We start from the raw sequence: 22945 nt of genomic DNA on the forward strand, positions 1-22945 counted from the left end.
ATGGGAACGCCCGGAGGCAGGGGAGCGATGGCCTACATCCTCGACACCGCGGAGTTGCCGTCCCGTGACCGGGTCGAGGCGTTCCGGACCGCCATGGCCCAGGCGTCCGCGCCGTGCCAGGTGATCCACGAGGACCCGGACGGCGACGTGCGCGCCCGCATCGGCCTGTGGGACCTGGGCGGCGGCAACATCTTCACCACCCACGCCACCGGGGTCCGGTTGTTGCGCACCACGAAACAGGCCCGCCAGGACGTGATGCCGGTCGTCGCCCTGTCCGTCCAGCAACGGGCGCATGCCAGGCACGAGCAGTTCGGCCACCGCCGCGTCGTCGCGCCGGGTGAACTGATGGCCGTCGACCTGTCCGCACCGTACGACTTCTCGTGGTCCGGTCCGGGCGGCGCGGGCTGCGTCCAGGTGCCCCTGGACCACCTGGCCCTCCCGGTCGACCTGGTCCGCCGCGCCGTGACCGACCTGACCCGGAGCCCGCTGCACCGCCTGGTCACCGAGCACGTCGCCCACCTGGTGGCGAACGCCGACGACCTGGCCGCCGGTCCCGGCGCGGCGGCCCTGGGTGCCGCGAACGTCGAACTGACCAGGGCGCTGCTGCTGTCCGCCGGTCACTCCGACGCGCACACCAGAGCCGCCCTGGCCGACACCCTCCTGACCCGCGTCCGGGCCCACGTCCGCCGCCACCTGGGGGACGCCGACCTGACACCGGCCACCATCGCCGCCGCCCACCACATCTCCGTGCGCCACCTGTACAAGCTCTGTTCCGGGGCGGGGTTCAGCCTGGAACAGTGGATCATCGAGGAACGCCTGGCCCGCGCCCGTGACGACCTGGCCACCACCGACGACACGATCGCCACGACCGCCCACCGCTGGGGATTTCGGAACGCGACCCACTTCGCCCGCAGGTTCCACGCGCGCTACGGCCGGAACCCGAGCGAGTGGCGCCGTGACCCCACCGGCTCTTCCGACTGATCCTCGGCGCTGTGCGAGCTGCCTCGATCAGGCCGGATGTGCCGCCCGATCCGGTGGGCGCGACTGAATGGCCTGCGTGCGACCACTACGTTGCCGCACGTGTGGAAATACGTCGTTGCCACCACCGGCGCGGCATTCCTCGGCGCCACGCCCGCGTCGGCCGACGACCACCAGTCCACCGAAGGCGGCATCCGTATCACGGTGTCGTCACGGTCGTCTGCACAGCGCTGATCGCCTTCCGCCGGACGGCGATACGGCATCAGGGCGGCACTGCGAGGTGGGGTGCCGTAAGCGGATCGCCGAGGATCGCCGATGTCGTGTCCGGACTGCGGGCGGTGGGGCAACCTGTGCTCGTACCACGAGCAGGAAAGTGAAGGGTGGCTGCGCATACGGGATCAGGAGCGCCACGGGGATCCTCATGTCCGGCAGCGGGGCGACCGCGCGGATGAGGAGTTCGGTCGCCGGGGACGGCTGATGGTCCGGGTGCTGACGAAGATCGTCCAGCTCGTCGCGGTCGTCCTGGTCTTCCTGTTGATCGTGTGGCTGCCGCACGGTTTCGACGGCACGCCCGCCGTCCCGTGATCCGGGGCGGAACCGCGTTCGAGGTACCGTCGCGGTCGTGGATACCGGGAGGCAGAGCCGGCCGTGGTCGACCAAGGACTTCGTCGTCGAGCACCGGGTGCCGGTCGGGTCGGTCGGCGGTGCGGTCGCGGCGGGTGTCGCGGTCGTGTACCTGGTGGTCGTCCCGGCCGAGGGTGGGACGACGGCGGGACTTGTCGGTGCGATCCTCGAGTACGGGCACCCGGCCTGTTGGCTCCTGCTTGCCGTCGCCTGTGCCCTCTTCGCGTCCGACCGCGCGAAGCGGACTCGTCGTGTGCTCGCGCGGTCGGCGTTGGCGGTCTACCTGGTGTTCATCCTGACGTTGGTGCTCACGCAGTCGGGAGCGTTCTGAGACGACTGCCGAACGCGTCACGGTCGGGCCGGCCCGTGCGCCGCACACCGCGAACCCGGACGCGCCGGTGGAGCGAGCCCACCTCACGGGACAAGTGGCAGTACGAGGTCCGGAGGGCTCGTCGACTCTCGTCCGACCGGGTGACGACCGCACTCCGCTGAACCGGTGGTTGCCGTGGGACGTTCCTGCTGAGACCGACGCGTCGGATCGGGCGCACCCACCGAACGGCACACGATCCGGTGCGGCGCGGGGACGGTGACAGCTGTCGGCTTGGCCGTTGCGCATTGTGGCGTGCGCCGGGACGAGTGGCGATTCGGGGGGATGGTCATGACCGACGGCACGCACGTCCGAGAGCTCGGGAACCACCTCGAGCGGCTCAAGGTGGCCAGCGGTCTCAGCTACGACGGCATCGGGCGGAAGATCCACCTGAGCAAGTCGGCGGTGCACCGGTACTGCACGGGATCGAGCGTGCCGCGCGAGTTCGCCACCGTCGAGCGGATCGCCTCGACGTGCGGTGCCGGCCGGGGCGAAATGGTCCGGCTGCACCGCCTGTGGCTGCGTGCCACGGCACCGTCGGACGATTTCGCCGACGGGGAAACGGTTTCCCTCCCCAGCCCTGTCGAGCACTCCGCCGCGGCGCCCTCCCGTCCGCCCCGGTTCGACCGGTTCCGGCGCCGGCTCGTGATGGGCGTGGTGGCCGCGACAGCGGCGGCGTTCCTGGTCGCCAGCTCTCCCGGCAGCCCGGCCGACATCACCGACAACCTGGCGCAGCAGCAGCGGGCCTCCGGCCCGGCGTGGACGCTGCCGGCGGCGCCGGTGTCGGACAGGTTGTTCGGCGTCACGATCAACAGCGGCACCGGGGCGATGCCCTCGTTCCGCGTCGGTGCCGTCCGGTTCTGGGACAGCGGGACGCGGTGGTCGGAGATCCAGCGCCGGCGAGGCGAGTTCGACTGGTCCGCGTCGGATCGGCTGGTGGACGGTGCGGAGAAGGCGGGCATGCCGCCGCTGTTCGTGTTCGGCAGCACGCCGAGGTGGGCCAATCCCGACGCTTCGGCCGGTCCGTATTCGGACGGTACTCCCGCGCCGCCGGTCGACCAGGCCGACTGGGAGTTGTTCGTCCGCACCGTGGTGGATCGCTACCGGGGCCGGATCGAAGCGTACGAACTGTGGGTGCTGGCCAACGACCCGAGGTTCTACGTGGGCAGCGTGGAGACCCTCGTCGAGATGGTCCGTCGCGCCGGCGCCGTGATCCGGTCGGGCGACCCGAAGGCGACGGTCGTGTGCCCCGGAATGGGGCAGTTGTGGACGGCCGAGGGCGTGTCCTTCTACCGGCGGTTCGCCGAGCTGGGGGGATACGACCACTGCGACGTCGCGAGCGTCAAACTGTTCCAGCGCCAGGCGTCGGACCCGCCGGAGACGATGCTGGAACTCACCGCCTCGATCGACCGCGTCATGCACGAGGTCGGGACGCACCCCAAGGTGTGGAACACCGGGACCACGTACTCGGTCGTGTCGCAGCCCCGGCTCGACGAGACCACCGCCCGGAACCACGCCGTGCGGTTCTTCCTGGTGGGGATCTACGCCCGGAAGAGCAACCTGGAGCGCATGTACTTCTACAACTGGGGCGGCACGAACATCCCGCTCGTGCTGCAGCCGGTCGGCGGGGTACCGACCGACGCCGCGCTCGCCGTCGAGCGGCTACAGCACTGGCTCCGCCACGCGTACAGCCGTTCTTGTGGCCACGGCAGCGCCGCGCGGTTGCCGGAGAACGTCTTCCAATGCGAGTTCACGGTCCGGGAACCCGGCCGGACCTACGAAGCGACGATCAGGTGGACCGACAAGGGCACCGCGGCGGTCGTCGCGGACAGGAACGCGGAGGCGATCCACTACCTCGACGGGAACGTCAAAGCGGTGCGGCCCGGCGACACCGTCACCGTCACGGAGGAGCCCGTGCTGATCGCCGCGAAAGCGGCGGTGAGCGGTTGAGCGCTGTCCGGTGACGGCAGCCGACCGGCCGTTCCCGTGCCCGATCCGGTCGCCGGAAGTCGGTGCCGTGCGGCTGTCACGACGCCTGTCCCGGAAGTCCCGTCGTCGACAGGGGACCCAGGTCATCGCCATGGTGCCGTCCCGGTGACGGCAGGGGACGTCTCAGCCGATGCACGGGTTCGTCCGCCGATACACGGTTGTAGGGCGCAGGTTCGCCTTCCGACCCTGTGGCGCGAATCCTGAGGAGCATCGATGAAAAACCTCCTGAAGACCGCCGCATTCCTTTCGGCCATGATGATGGTCCTGCCGATGGTGCACCCGGGCACGACGAACGCGACTTCATCCGAGAGGTCGTCACCCGCGTCGGCGAAACTCCGCCGCTGCCCGACCGATGGGTTGGTGTCCCTGGATCTTCGCCGTTCCGTGCGGGTCGTACTCCCTGCCGCGAAACGACCTTGAGTCATTCTCGTCGTGCTGTCGCGGAGTGTGAAACGGACTGGGCAGTCGTCCCCGAGTGGCGCGTCGTCGCAGCTCAGAGTGTCTATGGCGTCCCATCCGTCCCCGGTTCGCCGGCCGGTCTTGTCGGGCCCGCGGAGTCCGCCGGAGACTGATGTGGCTCAGGTCTCTCGAACGAAAGGTCGGCTTGTGAAACTGTTACTGAAAACCATTCGGCGGCGTGTCGCCGCCATGGCATGCGTGCTCGGGGTGTCGGTACCGCTGCTCCAGGCGACAACGGCCGTGCCCGCGCACGCCGACGACCGCTGCACCGCCGGAGTCATCTGCTCGGCCACGACGAACCTGTCCGCCTTCCGAGTCCTTGCCGTCGAGAAATGGAATTGCAAGGAGCCGTGCAAAGGTCGTCAGGAGTGGCTCGCCCCCGGGAAGTCGACCCCGCTGCTGGAGGACTGGGACGGGTTCCGCGTCGACTCCGGCTGGTGCTACTCGTACGTCATGTCGCCGCCCAATCTTCTCGTCCGCACCTACGGCAGGAAGAACGGGACGTGGATCCGGGTCCACAACGGCGTCCGGGCGACCATCGTCGGGCAGGCGCGGGTGCCGTCCTTCCTCTGCTTGTAACGGGGATTCGTCATCCGTCGGTTGCCCGTTGGGGAAGGTCCGGTGACCGAAGGTGCCGCGGTGGTCGGCCGGTCGTGGACGGGGGTTGTGAGTCATGGTCGGATTCCCTCCGTTCACGGGCTGGTCGACCATCCGGCCGGGGGAGTCCGCCGTCTTCGGGATCAGCCCTGAGCCGGACTCCTGAATGCTCGGCTCGACCGCCCGCCACACCGGACAATGGGGGATGGTGTTGTCGGATGAACAGGGAAAGAAGGCCCCGCGGAACAGGCACGTTCGTCGCGGCCGTGGTCGTCGCGAGTGCGCTGGTGGCGCCGGAGGCGACGGCCCGACCGGCTGAGGCGGACGTTTCACAGCCGTCGGGGGAGCGGCACACGATCACGTTGGTCACCGGGGACCGGGTCGACCTGTACAGCTCGGACGACGGACAGCACAACGCGGTGTTCACGGCCGCACCGGGACGTGAGCACGTCGGGTACACGACGCGCACGGTCGACGGGCGGTTCCACCTGGTCCCCGGCGACGCGGCGGCGTTGATCGACGCGGACCGGCTGGACGCGGCGCTGTTCGACCTGACCGGACTGGTCGCCGCCGGGTACGACGACGTCGGCAGCCCGCTGTTGCCGTTGATCGTGCAGTACGACCCCGACGCGGCGGGGGTCCAGTCGACGGCGCTGCCGCCGGGCGTGACCGAGCGGTTCGTGTTGGAGAGCATCAACGCGCGGGCGGTGTGGCAGCCACGTGACCGGGCCGCCGCGTTCTGGCCCTCGGTGGCGGCGACGGCCGCGGTGCGGAAGGTGTGGCTCAGCCGCAGGTTCCAGGCCGTCCTGGACCGGAGCGTGCCGCAGGTGGGCGCGCTGTCGGCGTGGGCGGGCGGTTTCGACGGGACGGGCGTCAAGGTCGCGGTCGTCGACTCCGGCATCGACACCGCGCACCCGGACCTCGACGACGGGAAGGTCGTGGCGGCGGCGAACTTCTCCACCGACCCGGACGCCGCGGACCGCAACGGGCACGGCACGCACGTGGCGTCGACCGTCGCGGGCACCGGTGAGGCGTCCGCGGTGGTGCGCAAGGGTGTCGCACCCGGCGCGAAGCTGTTGAACGCCAAGGCCCTCAACGCGAGAGGACTCGGTTCCGACGCCGCGGTGATCGAGGCGTTGGAGTGGGCCGCCGCCCAGGGCGCGGACGTGGTCAACATGAGCCTCGGTTCCCTGGACCCGGCGCGGGGGCCGGACCCCCTGACGATGGCGGTGGACGCGGTCAGCCGGACCAGTGGCACCTTGGTCGTGGTGGCCGCGGGCAACCAGGGCGAACGGGGCACGAGCACCATCACCAGTCCGGGATGGGCGGACGAGGCGCTCACCGTGGGCGCGGTGGACCGCGAGGACGCGGTGGCCGACTTCTCCAGCCGTGGCCCGCGTCTCGGCGACCACGCGATCAAACCGGATCTGGTCGCACCCGGCGTGGACATCGTCGCGGCCCGTGCGGAGGGTACTCGGGGCGGTCCCGTGGTGGACGAGCGTTACCAGCAGCTGTCCGGCACTTCGATGGCCACCCCGCACGTGGCCGGCGCGGCGGCGATCCTGGCGCAACAGCACCCGACGTACACCAACAGCGAACTCAAGGGCGCGCTGATCTCCACCGCGCGCACGGCCACCGGGGTGGGTGTGCACGACCAGGGCGGCGGTCGGCTCGACGTCGCACGGGCGTTCGCCCAACGGGTGCACGCGGTCCCGGGAACGCTGGACCTGGGCTACCTCCGGTGGCCGCATCCGACGCCGGTGACCAGGAACGTGACCTACACCAACACGACCACGTCCGAGGTGGCGTCACGCCTGTCCCTGGACGTGTCCAAAGAGGACGGTACGGCGCCGCCCGCGGGAATGTTCACCCTCGGCAGCCCGCAGGTCACCGTGCCGGCCGGGGGTACCGCCTCGGTGGCCGTGTCGGTCGACCCGACCGCCGGCCCGGCGGGTCGTTACGAGGGCTACCTGGTCGGGACCGCCGGTGACGTCACCGTGCACACTTCCGTAGGGGTGTACGTCGAACCCGAGGTGTACGACGTGACCGTCACCGCCGTTCCTCGCGACGGCGAGCTGGACGAGGTCAGTCAGGTGGTGCTGTGGAGTCCCGGCAGCGGTACCGCCGTGCGGTCGGTGTCCGCCGACAAGTCGACGGTGACGTTCCGGCTGCCGCCCGGCACCTACATCGCGGCCGGGTTCCTGATCAAGACCGAGGCCGGCCCCGGCCGGAGGTTCGAGGAGGTGACGTTCGTCGGCGACCCGCGGTTCGAGGTGTCCGGCGACACCGCGCTCACCCTCGACGGCCGGACGGCGAACGAGATCGTGGTGGACACGGAGCTGCCCGCCGTGACGGTGGCGGCGACGTTGGGCGTCCACCGGGCCGCGGGCGGTCGGGAGATGAGCTTCCACCAGGTGGCGCCGTACCGGGTCCGGGCCTACGCGGCACCCACGGAGACCGTCACGGACGGCGAGTTCGAGTTCCTGAGCAGGTGGGACCTGATGGCACCGTCGGACGAAGGAGGAGCACCCCCGTCCTACGAGTACGACCTGCTGCTGCCGGAGAAGCAACGCGTGCCGTCGTCGTTGGCGTACACCATCGATCGCTCCAACACCGCGATCGTGGACACGTTCTACAGGGCCGACGTCGAAGGCGAGGCGGGCTCCGACATCCGGATGCCCAGGCGTCCGTACGAGGCCGACTTCGGGGAGCATCCGCGTACCGTTCCCCGGCCGTCGCACCGGACGTACTTCGTGTCGGCCGACGACACCCAGTGGCAGCACGCCGTCCAGCCGACGAGGTCCGGTGCGGAGGAATTCCTGGGCCCGTTCACGGCCTACAAACCCGGGGAGGTGATTCGGGAGGAGGCGCTGGGTCGTCCGGCGCTGCCGGGCACGACCCCGTCGATGACCCCGTCCGAGCGCACCGGCGACACGTTCACGTTCAACGTGTCCCCGCTGGTGGACTCGGGCGGACACCGGCGGCTGCTCCCCGACTCGGGCGAGGCGCACCGCACCGGGCTGTGGGCGAACGGCGAACTGCTGGACGAGGGGCCGGTACCCCCGCACCGCGGCTGGCCCATGACCGTTCTGCCCGACCCCGCCGTCTACCGGCTGCTCTACACGAGTGAGCAGTCGGCACCGTGGGCGCCGTACTCGACACGCATCCGCACCGAGTGGACCATCCCGTCCGGCCGTCCGGCGGACGGGACCACCGATCGGGTGCCGTTGATGCGGCTCGACTACCGGCCGGCGCTCGACGACCACAACCGCGCTCCGGGTGGGGCATTCGGGTTCCCGCTGCACGTGGGCCACGTGCCCGGCGTGCACGGTGCGCCGGTGGCGACGGTCCAGGGCTGGGCGTCGTCGGACGACGGCTCGACGTGGGAGCCGATGTCGTTGCTCGACCTCGGCGACGGCGACTACGTGGCCCGGCTTCGCCACCCGTCGTCGGGGGCGGTGTCGTTGCGCGTCGTCGCGGCGGACACGGCGGGCAACGGCATCGACCAGACTGTGATCAGGGCGTACGGGGTGAGCGGGCCGTAGGGGATCGCGGTGCGGGACCATGGTCCCGCACCGCTTTTCCCCGGTGTCGCCGTTCCCTGCTGTCGACCGGGCAGGGTCGACCGGCGAACCGGGATCGGTGGTCGACTCGCTGACCGGGAGGGAACGATGCGTGGCCTGTCGCGCAAGAGGGTGACCTGGGTGGTGCTCGGATTCGTGGTGGTGGCCGTGATCGTCGGGTTGTGGGCGTTCCAACCGTGGCGGGTGTGGACGCGCAGCGAGGTGGACGAGGCCCTGCCCACCGATTTCGCCGTCACCACGACCACCGGACCCGTGACCGGCGCATCGATACCCACGGCCGCCCCGGCCGTGCTGGCCACGGGTGAGTTCGTCACCCAGGAACACGAGACGCACGGCACCGCCAGCGTGCTGCGCAACGGGGACACGCGCATCCTGCGTCTGGAGGGATTCTCCACTTCCGACGGTCCCGACGTGCACATCTGGCTGTCCGACGCGACCGCGGGTGGCGACTGGGGCAAGTACGACGACGGCCGCTACCTGCCACTGGGCCCGATGAAGGCCACCGACGGCAACCAGAACTACACCATCCCCGCGGACGCCGACCTCACCGGCCTGCACAGCGTCGTGGTCTGGTGCGACCGGTTCAACGTCGCCTTCGGTTCCGCCCCGCTGGCCCTCTGAACCGGGTCCGCCACCATCGCCGCCCTGATTCGTTTCCGGTGGGCACGGCCCTGGTGTCCGGTGGGCAGCCGACGGTCCGCCCGGACGAGGTCGTCCGGGCGGACCGTCGGCACCGCGGGTGGGCTCAGCGCACGAACCGCGTCGCCGGGTACCGCGGGTCGTCCCGGTCGAACAGGCCCCGGTCGCGGTGCTTGAGGTGCAGGTCGAAGAACGCGGACAGGTACTCGTGCTGCGCGGCGGCGGACTTGGCCGGGTCGATGGTGCCGATCACCGACTCGGCCACACCGGGCTTGAGTACCCGGGCCAATCGGGGAATCGCCACCTGGTAGTCGGTGAAGCCGAGGTGCGCGGCGCCGCTGAAGTGCAGGTCCCGCTTCCACCCGCGCTGGTTGGCCCAGAACAGCGCCCACGACGGGTCGCTCGGGTCGAGGTGGGTGTGCGCGGACCGCTGCCCGGTGGCCGGGTCCGTCGAGTCGGCGCCCACGAGCATGAACGGTCGGTCCAAGCCGTGCTTCGCGGCGTCACCGGGCTCGCCGTCGCCACCGATCGCGATGCCGCCGTCGAGGTTCACGCCCGCGTCGAAACGCCTGTCCCGGTACATCGTCTCGGCCGCGGTGAACCCGCCGTAGGAGTGCCCGAGCACCCCGACCGAGGTCAGGTCCAGCGCTCCGGACAGCCCGCGTGGCAACGGGTCCCGCTCGGCGTCCGGGTTGGCGCCCCGGGCGAGCCGGGTCAGCTCGTCCAGGGTGAACCGGGTGTCGGCGACGCGGACGTCGAGTGCGGTGCCGAACGTCCCCGCATCGCCGGCGACGGTGCCCTCCACCATCCGTCCGCCCGGGAACTCCACCCACCGCGACTCGTGCGTGTGCGACATCGAGACGACCACGTAGCCGTGACTCGCCAGGTCGTCCGTGATCGTGGCGTTCACCTCCCTGGCCATTCCGAAACCGGGCGAGAACAGCACGACCGGCCACCGACCGCGCTCGACCGGTGCGTTCGTGCGCGCCTGCCGCCGCGTCCCGGCCCAGTCGACCGGGCCGGTGACGGCGTCTGCCACGTCGGCCTCCTGCACGCGGGCGGCACCGGGCGACAGCCACGGCGCCCGCTCACCACCGCGCTGTGCCGGGTAGGTCACGGTGACCATGACCTCGCGCCGGTCGGCCGGGTGCCACGGGTCGGCGCGGTCGCCGTCGACCAGGTGCAGATCGGTCGTGCCGATCAGGTGGTGCCCGCTGGTGCCGGGCAACGTGACGCGGACGGGTGGGGCGGCTTGAGCGGGAACGGCGAGCAGTGCGGTCGTCACGACTCCGGCCACCAGTGCCGCCGTTCGTCTGTAGGGAGTGGACACTCCGGGGTTCCCCTCGGTCGTCGGGTGGTTCCGCGTCATCGTGGCAAGGCAACCGGGTCGGACGCGTCCAGCCGTGGAACCAGTTCCGAGTCGCGAAAGCATGATGGCGCCTACCACCTTGGTCTCGTCGAACCCCGAGTCGGGCCCTGAGTCGTCCCGCGGACGGTCAGGGGCCAGTCGGCGAGGGCTACGGCCACGCGCTGTCGTTCGCGTCCGATCCTCCGGTCCGGTACCGCGAGCCGGTCGGGGAATAGGGTGGCGACGACGGCCCCGGGACACGTCGGAACCGACCGCGGCCCGCTGCCGGACGGCCCTGGAGAACCGGAAAGGAACCGCGCCCGGTGACCCGAACCACCCGCCACTTCGCCGTGGCCCTTCTGCTGCTGATCGCGACCGCCTGTGGCACGACCCGGCCGGAGCGGGGACGCCCTGCCTCGCCCGTCAAGTCGGGTACCGGCGAACTCCGCACGGATCTCGACCCGCTCACCGCCCGCTTTCCTCTTCTCGCCGCGGCGGTGAAGGCGGAATGGATGTCCGGCACTCTCGGTGACGACCGGGTCCCCGGTCCGTCCACCTACTGGATCGACGCCGTCGTCACCCTGCCCGAGGCCACGCTCGCGGAGATCGACAGGGGAACGCGGGAAGACACCACTCCGCCCGCTGTCGTCGAAGGTCTGCGGGACCGCCTTCCCGGCGGCCCCTACCTCACCGGTCGATCCCTCGACGACGCCTTCACCACCGCGACCTGGTCCGCGTCCGCCTACCGGGCCAAGGGCACCGACGTCCTGGTCCTGGTGGCCAGGGGGCAGTAGGCGGCACGGGGTTTGCCGGTGGGGCGGTGGAAGAACACCGGTGAATGTGCCGAAAAGAGTGCACAGGATCGGATGTTCCTGCTGCCACGCCGGCTGGGCGGTGCCGGGTTCGCGGCATGGTCCGGGTCGGGGGATCGGGCGGCGGCCGGTCGTGCTCGCCGGCCGCCGCGGTGGTCAGGCGAGGTGGTCGACGAGCGCCTTGGCGATCACCGGGGCGCTCGCCGGGTTCTGGCCGGTGAGCAGCGGGCCGTCCTCGACGACGTGCGGCTGCCAGTTCGCCGTCGACCTGGTGAAGTCCGCGCCTCGCAGGACGAGGTCGTCCTCGAGCGAGAACAGCAGGTGGCGGGACAGGTCGAGTTCGTCGTCCTCGGTGTTGGAGAAGCCGGTGACGGTGCGCCCGGCCACGTAGGGGGTGCCGTCGGGGGACTTCACGTCGCGCAGGATGCCGGGCGCGTGGCACACCATCGCGACCGGCGTCCCGGTGGCCAGGGCGTGTTCGACCATGCGGATCACCCGCGAATCGGCGGCCAGGTCCCACAGCAGGCCGTAGCCGCCGGGGAAGAACAGCGCGTCGAAGTCGCGGTGGTCGACGTCGGCCAGGACGTTGGTGTGGCGCACGGCCCGCATCCCGGCCGGGTCGTCGAGGAAGCGGTCGGTGTTCGCGGTGGTGAACGGCGCCTGCAGGCTGAGGTGGTCGATCGGCGCCTCACCGCCCAGGGGCGAGGCGAAGACGACCTCGAACCCCGCTTCGGTGAACACGTAGTAGGGAGTGGCGACCTCTTCGAACCAGGTGCCGGTCTTCTTCCCGCTGACGCCGAGGTCGGCGTGCGAGGACATGGTGACGAGGATCCGTGGTCGGGACATGAACTGCTCCTTCGGTTGGCCTGCCTACTAGTAGGTAGGGCAGGGTCAGCCTGACCGGCTCCGGCCGGGTCCGTCAATCGGGTTGAGACCGGCGTCACGCCTACCTGTCGACAGGTAGGCTGGGGCTCATGGGTCGTGTCGACACGCAGGGCGCTCTGCTGGACCACGCGACGCGACTGGTCCGCACCAAGGGCTACGCCGCGTTCAGCTATGCCGACCTCGCCGAGGCCGTCGGCATCCGCAAAGCCAGCGTCCACCACCACTTCGCGACCAAAGAACAGCTCGGTGTCGCGCTCGTGGCCGGCTACACCGAACGGTTCCGGGCCCGGCTGTCCGACATCGACCGGCAGGCCACCGGCCCGGTGGACGCGCTGGAGCGGTACGCCGCCCTCTTCCGCGACGGGCTGTCCGACGGCGAGGCGTGCCTGTGCGGGGTGATCGCGGCCGAGATCGCGGCTGTGCCACCCGCGGTCGCCGCGGGCGTCGCGGAGTTCTTCGACGTCAACCGGACGTGGCTGACCGCCCTCGTCGAGGCCGGTCGCCGCTCCGGAGCCCTGCGTCCGCGGCGGACCTCCGAGGAACACGCCGCGGCACTGCTCGCCGCGTTGGAAGGCGCCGTCCTCATCGCCAGGGCGCACGGCGACGTCGCCGCCTTCGACCACGTCGCCGACGCCATGATCGCCGCGCTCGTGCCGTGACCCGGTCCGACGTCGGATCGGAGGCCGGGCGGAAATTCCTTGGGACGGCGCATGGATTCCGATTCGGAGGGTCCCGCGCGATGCGCCGGAACGTTCGGGTCCCGGCCACTCGTCGTGCCACAATCCGGCGGCACCCCCGCTCTCACGGGAGAGGAGCGGCCGGTGCCCGTTCCGCCTCGCCGTCCACCGTGCGGACCAAGACCTCGAAGTCGGGGACGCCCGCGCCCGGTGACACCTACCGGGCCGGTCGGGGGACCCTGGCCTACGTGGGCACGAGCGTGCTCGACCCGGAGACCGGGGAGCAGGGCCCGGGTGCCGCCGTGGCCGGAAACGGTCGTGACGGCGCGTCGACTTCGCGGCATCAAGGGTCGTCGACCGGTGCTTGTCCCGATGTCCGGGCGAGCACCGCACGTATCCGGTCGGCGTCGGGATGTCCGACCTCCTCCATGATGGACAGCGCCTGCCGCCAGGCCCGGGCCGCCGCGTCGAGGTCGCCGACGGCCTGTCGGGTCTCACCGAGGTGGCAGAGCGATTCGATCTTCCCGTTGCGGTCGCCCAGCTCGTCGTAGAGCGAGAGCGCCTGCTCGAAACAGGCCATGGCCCGGACGTGATCGCCGAGGTGGTGGTGGGCGTGGCCGATGCTGTCCAAAGTGGACGCCTCGCCGTCGGTGCTGCCCAGCTCCCGGTGCAGGGCGAGTGCGCTTTCGCACAGTCGCAGGGCGCTCGCGTGGTCGCCGAGCAACGAGTGGTACCACCCCACCGCGTTCACCGCGCGGGCCTCACCGCTGCGGTGCCCGGCCGCCTGGAACAGCTCCAGCGCGCACGTCGCATGGTGGAGGGCCTCGGTGAACCGGCCGCGTTGACCCAGTAGCCAGCAGATCGCCCGGTGTGTGCGTGCCAGACCGACTCGGTCACCGGTGTCGTCGTACAGGTCGAGCGCTTCCCCGAAGTGCTTCCGGGCGTCGTCGTCGCGGCCGATCCGCCCCAGGGCATTGCCGAGCAGTCGGTGTGCCCTGGCCTGCCCGTCCCGGTCGTCGCGTCGGCGTGCCGCGTCGAGGGCGGTCCGCTGGGTGGCGACGTAGTCGGTCCACAGGCCGCTGCGGTCCAGGAAGGTGACCAGTGTCCACGGCAGCTGCCAGGCGTGCTCGTCCAGCCGGTGCCCCGCGGCCAGTCCGACGGCACCGACCAGCGCCGGCAGTTCGGTCCGGAACCAGTCCAGCGCCCGGCGGTGGTCCGTGATCCGGTCCAGCACCGCGCCCGGTACCGCGGCGGCCAGGACGAGCGGGTCCCGGAGCGGCTCCAGGAGCCGGTCGGCGGTGTGCGCGGTGTGCAGGTAGTGGTCGAGCAGCCGGTGGACCGCGCGGCGCAGGTCGGCCTCGGTGTCGTGGCGGTCCGCGAGTTCGATCGCGTATGCGCGCAGCAGGTCGTGGAACGCGAACCGGCCGTGCCTCGACTCGGTGAGCAGGTGGGCCCGGACGAGTTCGGCGAGCAGCGGGCGGACCGTGCCGGCCGGCGTGCCCGCGAGACTCGCGACGGCGGAGCCGCCCATCTCGGGACCGGGGTGCCGGCTCATCAGCCGGAACAGCTTCGCCGTGGCCGGGCCGAGGGTGCGGTAGGACCACGAGAACACCGCACGCGCGTTCAGTTCGTCACCGGTGTCCAACGCGTCCAACCTGGTCGAGAGATCGCGGAGTTCCCCGGCCGGTACGGCGAGCGGCATGCCCGGGTCGGTGGCCACGCGAGCGGTGACGATGCCGAGCGCGAGCGGCAGTCCCGCGCAGTACCGCAGCAGGTCCTCCGCCGCCTCGGGTTCGCCCGCCAGTCGGTCCGCTCCGAGATGACCGACGAGCAGTTCGTGCGCTTCGTCGTGGCTGAACATGGTCAGCGGCACCGGCAGGGCGCCATGCGTGGCGACGAGGCTCGTGAGTCGGTTCCGGCTGGTGATCAGCACGGCGCAGGGCGGGCCTCCGGGCAGCAGCGGGGCGACCTGTCCGGCACCGGCGGCGTTGTCCAACACGACCAGCACCCGTTTCCCGGCGACCAGGGTGCGGTAGAGCGCGGCTTGGGCGTCGGGGTCCGAGGGGATCGCACCGGCGGCGACGCCGAGCGCGTCGAGGAAGCCCCGGATCGCCACCGCCGGGGCGACCGGCCGCGCGCCGGGATCGAAGCCGCGCAGGTTGACGTACAGCTGCCCGTCGGGGAAGCGGTCGAGGTGCCGGTGCGCCCAGTGGAGCGCGAGCCACGTCTTGCCGACCCCTCCGGTCCCGCTGATCGTGGCGATCATCAGGTCGGCCTCCGGCCCCGCGCCGAGGACGCCCAGTTCACGGGAGCGGCCGGTGAACATCCGCGGCGGTGCGGGAAGCTGCCGCGGCGGCGTCGGCGGCGCGGTCGCGGACTTGGCCGCCGCGGTGTCGGACGGTGTGTCGAGCGTGGTGGTCAGCGTGGGGTCGGCGGTCAGGATCCGCTGGTGCAGTCGGCGGAGTCGTGGCCCGGGATCGGCGCCGAGTTCGTCGGCGAGCCGGGAACGGATGCGCTGGTAACCGTCCAGGGCCTCCGCCTGGCGTCCGCAGCGGTAGAGAGCGAGCATCAACTGTCCGGCCAACCGCTCGTCCAGCGGTCGTTCGGCCGCCCGGGTCACCAGTCCCGGCAACGGTTCGTGGTGGCGGCCGTGCCGGAGCAGGAGGTCGGTGCGGTCCAGTTCGGCCTCGACCCGCTCGGCCTCCAACTCGGTGCGCACGGCGCTGATCCAGTGACCGTCCAACCCGGCGAACGCCTCGCCCCGCCACAGCGCCAGTGCCCGGCCGAACAGGTCCGCGGCGGCCTGCCCGTCGTCGGTGGTCCGAGCCTCGGCTGTGAGTCGCCGAAAGCGGTGCAGGTCCACGGCCGCGGGATCGAGCGTGAGCACGTACCCGCCCGCGCGGCGTCCGATCCGCACCTCGTCGGTCACGGCGAGCGCCCGGCGCAGGCGCGTGAGGTAGGTCCGCAACGTGTCCCGCGCCCCTCGCGGAGCCCGGTCGGCCCACACCCGCTCCACCAACCGGTCCGCCGTGACCGGCTGATCGGGTTCGACCACCAACGCCGTCAGCAGGCAGCGCAGCCGGGCCGGGCCGAGGTCGACCGCGAGTCCGTCCACCCATGCCTCGACGCTGCCCAGTACGCGCAACTCCACGACCATCCCGGCTCCCCGGCCACCGACGTGCCTGCCGCACCTGTGTAGTCGTGGCGACCACCGGACTCAACGATGTCGCAACGTTTTGCCCACGGTCGGGCGCGCACCATGGTCCGCACGGGGGCTGCGGGGACGAACAGGTTCCCGCTGCCGCCGGACCACGGAAGATACCGGCAGAAGGGGGAAGACAATGGCGATGTCGTTCTTCGGAACCATCGGCGCGACCGTTGCCGCCGTCGCGTGCGCGGCGGTCACAGTGACCTCACCCGCCTCGGCGGAGCCGTCCGCCGCGGTGTCGCGGTCCACGTCCGGGGGTGCTTCGACGTCCGCCGCGGCGGACTGCCCCGTCGACCGCTACGGCTACCGCGGGTACGCACTCTGCGGGACCAGGGTCCTGGACGTCGACTGGGGGAACCGCCGCTACGAGACGTTCGTCGTGGGCACGAACCGCGAGGTCTGGCACGCGTGGCCGGGCAGCGGCGGCTGGAAGTCGATGCACGGGTGGGCGTACGACATGAAGGACGCCCGGTGGGAGGGAAAGGCGCGAGTCGTCGAGCACAAGGGTCGGGACAACCGGAGCTGGTGCCACAAGGACCCCGGCACCGGCAAGTGGTCGGGCACGTACTTCTGCGGGTGATCCCCTGAAGGAGAAGGTGATTCGGTGTGGCCCCGCCCGGCGGCGGGGCCACACCCCTGCGGTCGTCGGGGCGCGGACCGCACGCGAGAGCGCCGTCGCCATGAGCGCCTGGACCACCGTGCCGGGATCCTCCGTCCACATCGGAGGGTCGGTCGAGGTGGCCTGGCGGCGAATTCCGTCGACATTTCCGATTCCGCGCGGCTCCGGTCCGGTCGCGTGATCCGAGGCGGCCGATCGTTATCGGTGGTCCGACCGTTTTGTCCTTGGCGGCAGCCGGTCGTCCTCGGCGCGTCCCCCGCGATGCCGGTCGACACCGTAACGCGGTGTGCCCGCCTGTCCAGTGCCCGTCAGGGGGAATGTGGAGGGTGAAACTGTTGTGCGCATGGGATGTGCGCGCGATCCGGCACGGTGACGTCGGTGTTTCCATGCGGATCGGACTACCCGGCGTGACGACCGCCGTGTGTGAACTGGACCACATGTCCATCCAGTTGAAATAGTTGCAGCTAGATCTATCTCGATCTACTGTCGATCGCAGCGGCGGTCATGGGGGCCTGCCCGATCGCACTTCCCGTAGGAGCTTCGGAGCGTTCTCGCTCCGGTTCGGCGTGCGCGCCGACGACGCCTATCAGGGGGAACGAGATGAATGTCCGAAAACTCAGATTCGCGACGATCGACGACCACCTGGGTCCGAGTGCCGGCAGGTTCTTCGGTTCCGGCTTCACGAGGGTGTCCCACCGGGTCGGCGACCTGGTGGTCGACCACGACCGCGAGTCCGTCACGGCGCGCGCCGCGTTGCACTACCCGGCCGACTGGTCCACCAAGTCCACGTCCCGCTCGCTCACCCCGCACCTGAGCACGATCGACGCGGCGGTGTTGAGCGTGCTGCTCGGCGAGGCCTATCTGACAAGGGCTTTCGGCCTGGGTGCCGAAGCGCGCCGGACGATGTGGTTGCGCGCGTTCAGCGTCAAGGCCGGGGTGAAGCCGCAGGAGCAGTTGGCGGACTTCGGGATCTCGGCCGCGTACCGGGGGACCGCGGTGGGCCACGGCGGCGCGGTGTCGACGCTCGAGTGCCGGCTCGGCGGCCTGCGCACCCGGATCGAGATCGTGCACGACCCGGGCGAATCCCTGCCGGGCGCCGGGCGTGAGGTGTTGCCCGACGACTTCCTGGGCGATCCGGCACGGCGCTACTTCGGCGACGGGTTCCGGGCACGTCGGCAGGAGGTGGTCGACGTCGAGCTCGACCCCGATGCCGCCGAGGCGTCCGCTCTCGTGCGGATCACCGGCGACCACGACTTCCCGGACGGGTTCGGCGGCGACCACCAGCCGTCCGTGTCCATTGTGGACGGGATGGTCGTGCTCGCCCAGCTCGCGCAATCACTGCTCTACCGGCTCGACGACATCGAGCGCGGCGACAGCAACACGTTGTGGATGCGGCAGGTGGACGTCTCGACGACCTCGCCGCACCGGCCGCTCGGCGGGGAGTTCGGCACCACCACCTCGATCACCCGCAACCGCCTCCTGGACTTCGACGGCGGCCGGTGGCGCACGACGGACTGGTCCGCCGAGTTCCAGGGCATGCACTACGCATACCGGCTCGCGCACCGCCTGCCCGTCGCGCGGCTGGTGACGCTGTGACCCCGACGGTCGCGGTGGCGCACGACGACTTCCTGATCGTGGTGGAAGGCCCGGCGCGGTTGACGTGGTGCCGCACCGGTTCCGCGCGGTGGCGGCCGACCGGGCTGTGGCCGACGCCCGCGCAGCAGGCCGACGTGTGCGACCGGATCCGCCGCGGTTCGCCGCTGCTGGTCGTGCTGGACGAGCCGACGGCGATCCCGCTGCTGGCGGAGGAGATCGCGGACGCGCCACCGGAGTTGGCGGCACTGGCCGAGTTCGCGGGGGACGTGGGCGAGCTGCGCATCCCGTTCCTGGGCTGGCTGCCGCCCGACCTGGCCGAGCGCGGCCGGCGGTTCCTGCGGTGCGGACGCCCGAGCCGGCCGGACGTGCTGGTGCCGCCGCTCGTGGTCGACGCGCCCGATCCGGACGTGCCGCACGTGCGGTTCGCCCGCTGGTCACGCCGGGTGCCCAACCCCACCGAAGCCCTGGTCGCCGCGGCGACCCACCTCTTCTCCTAGGGATCACGCGATGCAGCAGAAACCCTTGCGCCTGGCCATTTCGGGCACCTACTCGACCGGCAAGAGCACGACCACCGAAGCGCTGTCCGTGGCCACCGGCATTCCGCGCACGCACGCCAAGACCTCCCGCGAGATCCTCATGGACATCGTGCCGGGCAAGCAGGTCCAGGAACTGTCGGCGATGGAGCTGGTCAAGCTCGGCCTGCGGCGGTTCGAGGAACGGGTGCAGAACGAGTCGGTCGACGGGTCGTTCATCTCCGACGGGTCCGTCGTGCACGAGTGGGTCTACGGCGAGGCGCGCATGCGGGTCGGCATCAACCCGGGCGCGTCGTTGCCCCTGCGGCTGGTCAAGACCGTCGTGGGTGCGCCCGTGCGCCGGTTCTACCAGCAGTACATGGACGTCTACGGCCAACTGACCAAGGATCGGGCGAAGCGGCTCTACGACGCCTACGTGCACCTGCCGGTCGAGTTCGACATGGAGTCCGACGGGCACCGGCCGGTCTCGGAGAAGTTCCGCCGGTTGTCGGACGACCTGCTGCTGGCGTCCCTGGAGGAGATGGGCCTGCCGTACCACGTGGTCGGCGGGTCGGTCGCCGAGCGGCTGGAGAAGATCGTCGCCCTTTTCGACCTGCGTCTGGTGATGCCGCTGGACGAGGCCATCGGGATCGCGCGGTCGCGGGTGAAGGCGGCGATCGACGTGCTGCACGACGACGACCGCTTCCACGAGGCACGTCGGCGGAAGTCGTTGCGCACCCGCGTCGCCTACGCATTGCGCTACTGAGCGTTCGGAGGGGGAGGTCATGAGGGTTGTCGCGCTGACCGGCGCGGGTCGTGGACTCGGGCTGCTCACGACACGGGTGTTGCTGGACCAGGGCGTGACGGTGGTGGCCAACCACCGGTCGGCTTCGCCCGAGCTGTCGGCACTGTCGGACAAGTACCCCGACACGCTGCACCTGGTGCCCGGCGACGTGGGCGAGGAGGCGGCCGGTGAGGCGATCGCCCGCTGCGCCAGGGAGATCGGCCGACTGGACGCCGTGGTGCTCAACGCGGGCATCACCCGGGACCGGCCGCTGGTCTCGACGTCGGTGGAGGACTGGGACGAGGTGCACCGGGTGAACCTGCGCGGCGCGTTCCTCACCACGAAGCACGCGCTGCGGTTGATGATGCGGCAACGCTACGGGCGCTTCGTCTACCTCTCGTCGATCGCGGCGTTGTCGGGCAACGCCGGGCAGGCGGCCTACGCGACCAGCAAGGCGGGACTGCACGGCCTGTCCCAGGCGGTCGCGCAGGAGTACGGCCGGTACGGGGTCCGCAGCGTGGTGCTCGTGCCCGGGTTGCTCGACACCGGGCTCGGCGCGGCGCTGGCGCCGGAGTTGCAGCAGCGGAAGATCGACCGGTCCCTGCTGGGACTCGGGTCCGCGGAGCAGGTGGCCGCGACGGTGGCGTTCCTGGCCGGGCCGGACGCCGACTACATCAACGCCACGGTCATCCGCCAGGACGGCGGCCTTGTCTACTAGGAACGCGGCGGCGTTCTTCGACGTCGACGACACGCTGATCCGCGGCAACAGCATGGCCGGGTTCCTGCGTCACCACCTCGGTTCGGACGACGCGGTGGCCGCGGTCGCCGCACGCCTCGCGGGATTGCCCAGGGCACAGGCGAACCGCGCGTACTTCCGGCTGTTCGCCGGGGTGCGCGCGGACCTCCTGGCCGCGCGGGGCCGGGAGTGGTTCGACCCCGGTCTGCTGCGGCCCGACACGCTGGAGGCGTTACGACGGCACGCGAACGCGGGCGAACCGGTGTTCCTCGTGTCCGGTTCGTTCTTCGCCTGCCTGGACCCGATCGCCGAGGCGGTCGGCGCGACGCGGGCGTTCGGCACCCGTCCGGTGGTGCGCGGCGGCGTGCTGACGGGCGAGGTGCTCGCCCCGATGCTCGACGGGGTGAAGGCCGAGGTGGTGCGGCTGACCGCCGCGGTGCTCGGCGTGGACCTGGGCCGGTGCAGCGCGTACGGCGACCACGCGACCGACCTGCCGATGCTGCGCCTGGTCGGTCACCCGGTCGTGGTGGGCGACGACCCGGTGCTCACGTCGTGGGCGCGCGGTCGAGGGCGCGCAGCAGGTGGTCCCGGAGGCGGTCGCGTTCGGACCCCGACAGGTGCGCGAGCGGCGATTGGCGGGACACCTGGTCCAGCAACCGGTGCCGCAGTTCGACCCCGGCCGGGGTGAGCACGAGGTGGCGTGCCCGGCGGTCGTGGGGGTGCGGCTGACGCCGGACGAGACCGGCGGCCTCCAGCCGGTCGATGACGAAGGTGACGTTGGACGGTTCGCAGCACATGCGTTCCGCCAACTCGCGCGTGGTGAGCGGGGTGCCGAGGTCGCGCAGGGCGTTGGCCTGGGACAGCGTCAACCCCAGTTCGGTGACGCACTGCCGCGAGTGCTCGTCGAGTCGGCGTGACAACTCGTAGACGAGGGCGCGCAACTCCTCCGTGACGTCCGTGGCGACGTCCGTGGCGACGTCCGTGGCGACGTCCGTGGCGACGTCCGTGGCGGGGGGCCGCGACGTGCTGGGTGACATGCGGTGATTCTAGCAGCGACCACTCAAGCTGTAGTACTTGCAGATTGGATCATTCAAGCTTTACGTTTATCGCGACACCCGCGCCTACCCAGAGGGCTGAACGATGACCACACTCGCGGGCACCGGGCCTGCCGCCACCTCCGATCGAGGGGCGATCAAGTTCGCCGCGATCGCCGTCGGCTTCGTCATGGCGGCGCTCGACGCGACCGTGGTGAACGTCGCGGGCGCGAGCATCAAGGACAGACTCGGACTGGGGCTGGACCACCTCACGTGGGTCGTCGACGGCTACATGCTCACGTTCGCCTCCCTGTTGCTGCTGGCGGGCGCGCTCGGCGCGCGGTTCGGCGCGAAGCGCGTCTACCTGATCGGCATGGCGTTGTTCGTGGTGTCGTCGGTCGCCTGCGGCCTGGCGCCCAACGGTGACGTGCTCGTCGCCGCCCGCGTCGTGCAGGGCGTGGCGAGCGCGCTGTTCCTGCCCGGTTCGCTCGTGCTGCTCGTGGGCGCGTTCCCGGAACCCGCACGCCGGGCGCGCATCGTGGCGCTGTGGTCGGCGGCCGGTGCGGGCGCGTCCGGGCTCGGGCCCGTCGTCGGGGGCGTGCTGGTCGACTCGTTCGGCTGGCGCAGCATCTTCATGATCAACGTGCCGATCGGTCTCGTCGGCTTCGTGCTGACCGCCAAGCTGATCAAGCCGGTCGACGAGGACACCACCCGCCGCGTGAAGCCGCTGGGCCACCTGTTCGGCGTCGTCGCCCTGGCCGGCCTCGCCTACGCGCTGATCGAGGGTCCCGACCAGGGCTGGGGTTCGCCGGGGATCGTGGCCGCGATCGCCGTCGCCGTCGTGTTCGCGACGGCCTTCGTGGTGCGCGAACGGCGTGGCGACGACCCGATCCTGCCGGTGGAGTTGTTCCGCGCCAAGGCGTTCTCCATCCCGAACGCCGTGGGTGTGCTGCTCAACTTCGGGCTCTACGGCGTCCTGTTCATGATCGGCCTGTTCCTCCAGCAGGTGCACGGCGCGACGCCGTTGCGGGCCGGTCTGCAGATGCTGCCGATGATGATCGTGTTCGTGGTCGGCAACCTGGTCGTCGCGCGGTTCGTGCCGAAGATCGGCACCCGGCTGCCGATGATCGTCGGACTGTCGGTCGCCGGGGTCGTCTCGGTGCTGATGGCGGCGGTCTCGCCGGCGACGCCGTACTGGGTGCTGGCGCTGGCGATGTCGGTGGCCAACCTCGGGCTCGGCATCACCGCCCCGGCCATGACCGCGGCCCTCGTCGAGGCCGCCGGGCCCGCGCACGCGAGCGTCGCCAGCGCCACCTTCAACGCGGGCCGCCAGGTCGGCACGCTCCTGGGCGTCGCGGTGGCGGGCACCGTCCTGGCCTCGTTCGCCGACTGGTACGGCGGCGCGCGCACGACGTTCCTCGTCGCCGCCGCCGCGTACCTGGTCGCCGTCGCACTCGTCCTGCGCCACATCCGCCGCACACCACAGTGATGCGTCCA

18 protein-coding genes and 1 pseudogene are annotated in these 22945 nt (G+C 71.2%); 15 read left to right on the top strand and 4 right to left on the bottom strand.

Going from position 1 to position 22945, the window contains the following annotated elements; genetic code table 11:
• Window positions 1-27 precede the first annotated feature (27 nt).
• From F4559_RS13865 to F4559_RS13890, 6 genes are all read left to right on the top strand, one after another.
• Window positions 28-981 carry a helix-turn-helix domain-containing protein gene (locus F4559_RS13865; RefSeq protein WP_184668974.1) on the top strand — a complete coding sequence of 318 codons (954 nt, stop codon included), beginning with the start codon at window positions 28-30 and terminating at the stop codon, window positions 979-981.
• 619 nt (window positions 982-1600) lie between these two features.
• Window positions 1601-1933: a hypothetical protein gene (locus F4559_RS13870; protein ID WP_184668975.1), complete on the top strand. Its 333-nt coding sequence runs from the start codon at window positions 1601-1603 to the stop codon at window positions 1931-1933.
• 327 nt (window positions 1934-2260) lie between these two features.
• Window positions 2261-3919, top strand: coding sequence for a helix-turn-helix domain-containing protein (locus tag F4559_RS13875; RefSeq protein ID WP_184668977.1), 1659 nt, complete (start codon window positions 2261-2263; stop codon window positions 3917-3919).
• 687 nt (window positions 3920-4606) lie between these two features.
• The gene (locus F4559_RS13880) at window positions 4607-4996 is read left to right on the top strand and encodes a hypothetical protein (protein ID WP_184668979.1); all 390 of its coding nucleotides are present in this window, start codon (window positions 4607-4609) and stop codon (window positions 4994-4996) included.
• A gap of 236 nt (window positions 4997-5232) precedes the next feature.
• Window positions 5233-8559 carry a S8 family peptidase gene (locus tag F4559_RS13885; RefSeq protein ID WP_184668981.1) on the top strand — a complete coding sequence of 1109 codons (3327 nt, stop codon included), beginning with the start codon at window positions 5233-5235 and terminating at the stop codon, window positions 8557-8559.
• A gap of 126 nt (window positions 8560-8685) precedes the next feature.
• Entirely contained in the window at window positions 8686-9219 is a 534-nt protein-coding gene (locus tag F4559_RS13890; protein ID WP_184668983.1) for a DM13 domain-containing protein, read from the top strand.
• Between the two features lie 124 nt (window positions 9220-9343).
• Here the strand turns inward: F4559_RS13890 and F4559_RS13895 are convergent, their stop codons facing one another.
• Window positions 9344-10567, bottom strand: coding sequence for an alpha/beta hydrolase family protein (locus F4559_RS13895; protein WP_312865632.1), 1224 nt, complete (start codon window positions 10565-10567; stop codon window positions 9344-9346).
• A gap of 341 nt (window positions 10568-10908) precedes the next feature.
• On the opposite strand from F4559_RS13895, the gene F4559_RS13900 reads away from it, so the two are divergent.
• A complete protein-coding gene (locus F4559_RS13900) occupies window positions 10909-11379 on the top strand; it encodes a hypothetical protein (RefSeq protein WP_184668987.1) in 471 nt (156 codons plus the stop codon).
• Between the two features lie 174 nt (window positions 11380-11553).
• On the opposite strand, the gene F4559_RS13905 is transcribed toward F4559_RS13900, so the two are convergent.
• Complete coding sequence (locus tag F4559_RS13905) at window positions 11554-12243, bottom strand: type 1 glutamine amidotransferase domain-containing protein (RefSeq protein ID WP_184668989.1); 690 nt, start codon at window positions 12241-12243, stop codon at window positions 11554-11556.
• A gap of 128 nt (window positions 12244-12371) precedes the next feature.
• On the opposite strand from F4559_RS13905, the gene F4559_RS13910 reads away from it, so the two are divergent.
• Window positions 12372-12941 (top strand): TetR/AcrR family transcriptional regulator, encoded by a 570-nt coding sequence (locus tag F4559_RS13910; protein ID WP_184668991.1) that lies wholly within the window; start codon window positions 12372-12374, stop codon window positions 12939-12941.
• A 361-nt stretch (window positions 12942-13302) separates the two neighbouring features.
• On the opposite strand, the gene F4559_RS13915 is transcribed toward F4559_RS13910, so the two are convergent.
• Window positions 13303-16116: an AfsR/SARP family transcriptional regulator gene (locus tag F4559_RS13915; protein ID WP_184668993.1), complete on the bottom strand. Its 2814-nt coding sequence runs from the start codon at window positions 16114-16116 to the stop codon at window positions 13303-13305.
• A 190-nt stretch (window positions 16117-16306) separates the two neighbouring features.
• Between F4559_RS13915 and F4559_RS13920 the strand changes: the two genes are divergently transcribed.
• The 6 genes and pseudogenes from F4559_RS13920 to F4559_RS34980 form a co-directional block, all read left to right on the top strand.
• On the top strand, window positions 16307-16747 hold the full coding sequence (locus tag F4559_RS13920) for a hypothetical protein (protein ID WP_184668995.1): 441 nt from the start codon (window positions 16307-16309) through the stop codon (window positions 16745-16747).
• A 639-nt stretch (window positions 16748-17386) separates the two neighbouring features.
• On the top strand, window positions 17387-18382 hold the full coding sequence (locus F4559_RS13925; protein ID WP_184668997.1) for an AvrD family protein: 996 nt from the start codon (window positions 17387-17389) through the stop codon (window positions 18380-18382).
• On the top strand, window positions 18379-18879 hold the full coding sequence (locus tag F4559_RS13930) for a hypothetical protein (protein ID WP_184668999.1): 501 nt from the start codon (window positions 18379-18381) through the stop codon (window positions 18877-18879). The genes F4559_RS13925 and F4559_RS13930 overlap by 4 nt, the downstream gene beginning before the upstream one ends.
• A 10-nt stretch (window positions 18880-18889) precedes the next feature.
• Window positions 18890-19660: an AAA family ATPase gene (locus F4559_RS13935; RefSeq protein WP_184669001.1), complete on the top strand. Its 771-nt coding sequence runs from the start codon at window positions 18890-18892 to the stop codon at window positions 19658-19660.
• Between the two features lie 19 nt (window positions 19661-19679).
• Window positions 19680-20396, top strand: coding sequence for an SDR family NAD(P)-dependent oxidoreductase (locus tag F4559_RS13940; protein ID WP_184669003.1), 717 nt, complete (start codon window positions 19680-19682; stop codon window positions 20394-20396).
• Window positions 20386-20940, top strand: a pseudogene (locus tag F4559_RS34980) (HAD family hydrolase); the annotation flags it as partial. The gene F4559_RS13940 and the pseudogene F4559_RS34980, both read left to right, overlap by 11 nt.
• Before the next feature lie 19 nt (window positions 20941-20959).
• Here F4559_RS34980 and F4559_RS13945 read toward each other — a convergent pair.
• Window positions 20960-21451 carry a MarR family winged helix-turn-helix transcriptional regulator gene (locus tag F4559_RS13945; protein WP_184669004.1) on the bottom strand — a complete coding sequence of 164 codons (492 nt, stop codon included), beginning with the start codon at window positions 21449-21451 and terminating at the stop codon, window positions 20960-20962.
• 103 nt (window positions 21452-21554) lie between these two features.
• On the opposite strand from F4559_RS13945, the gene F4559_RS13950 reads away from it, so the two are divergent.
• Window positions 21555-22937 carry an MFS transporter gene (locus F4559_RS13950; protein ID WP_184669006.1) on the top strand — a complete coding sequence of 461 codons (1383 nt, stop codon included), beginning with the start codon at window positions 21555-21557 and terminating at the stop codon, window positions 22935-22937.
• Window positions 22938-22945: the final 8 nt, after the last annotated feature.

It is taken from the genome of Saccharothrix violaceirubra (assembly GCF_014203755.1).
GTDB lineage: Bacteria > Actinomycetota > Actinomycetes > Mycobacteriales > Pseudonocardiaceae > Actinosynnema > Actinosynnema violaceirubrum.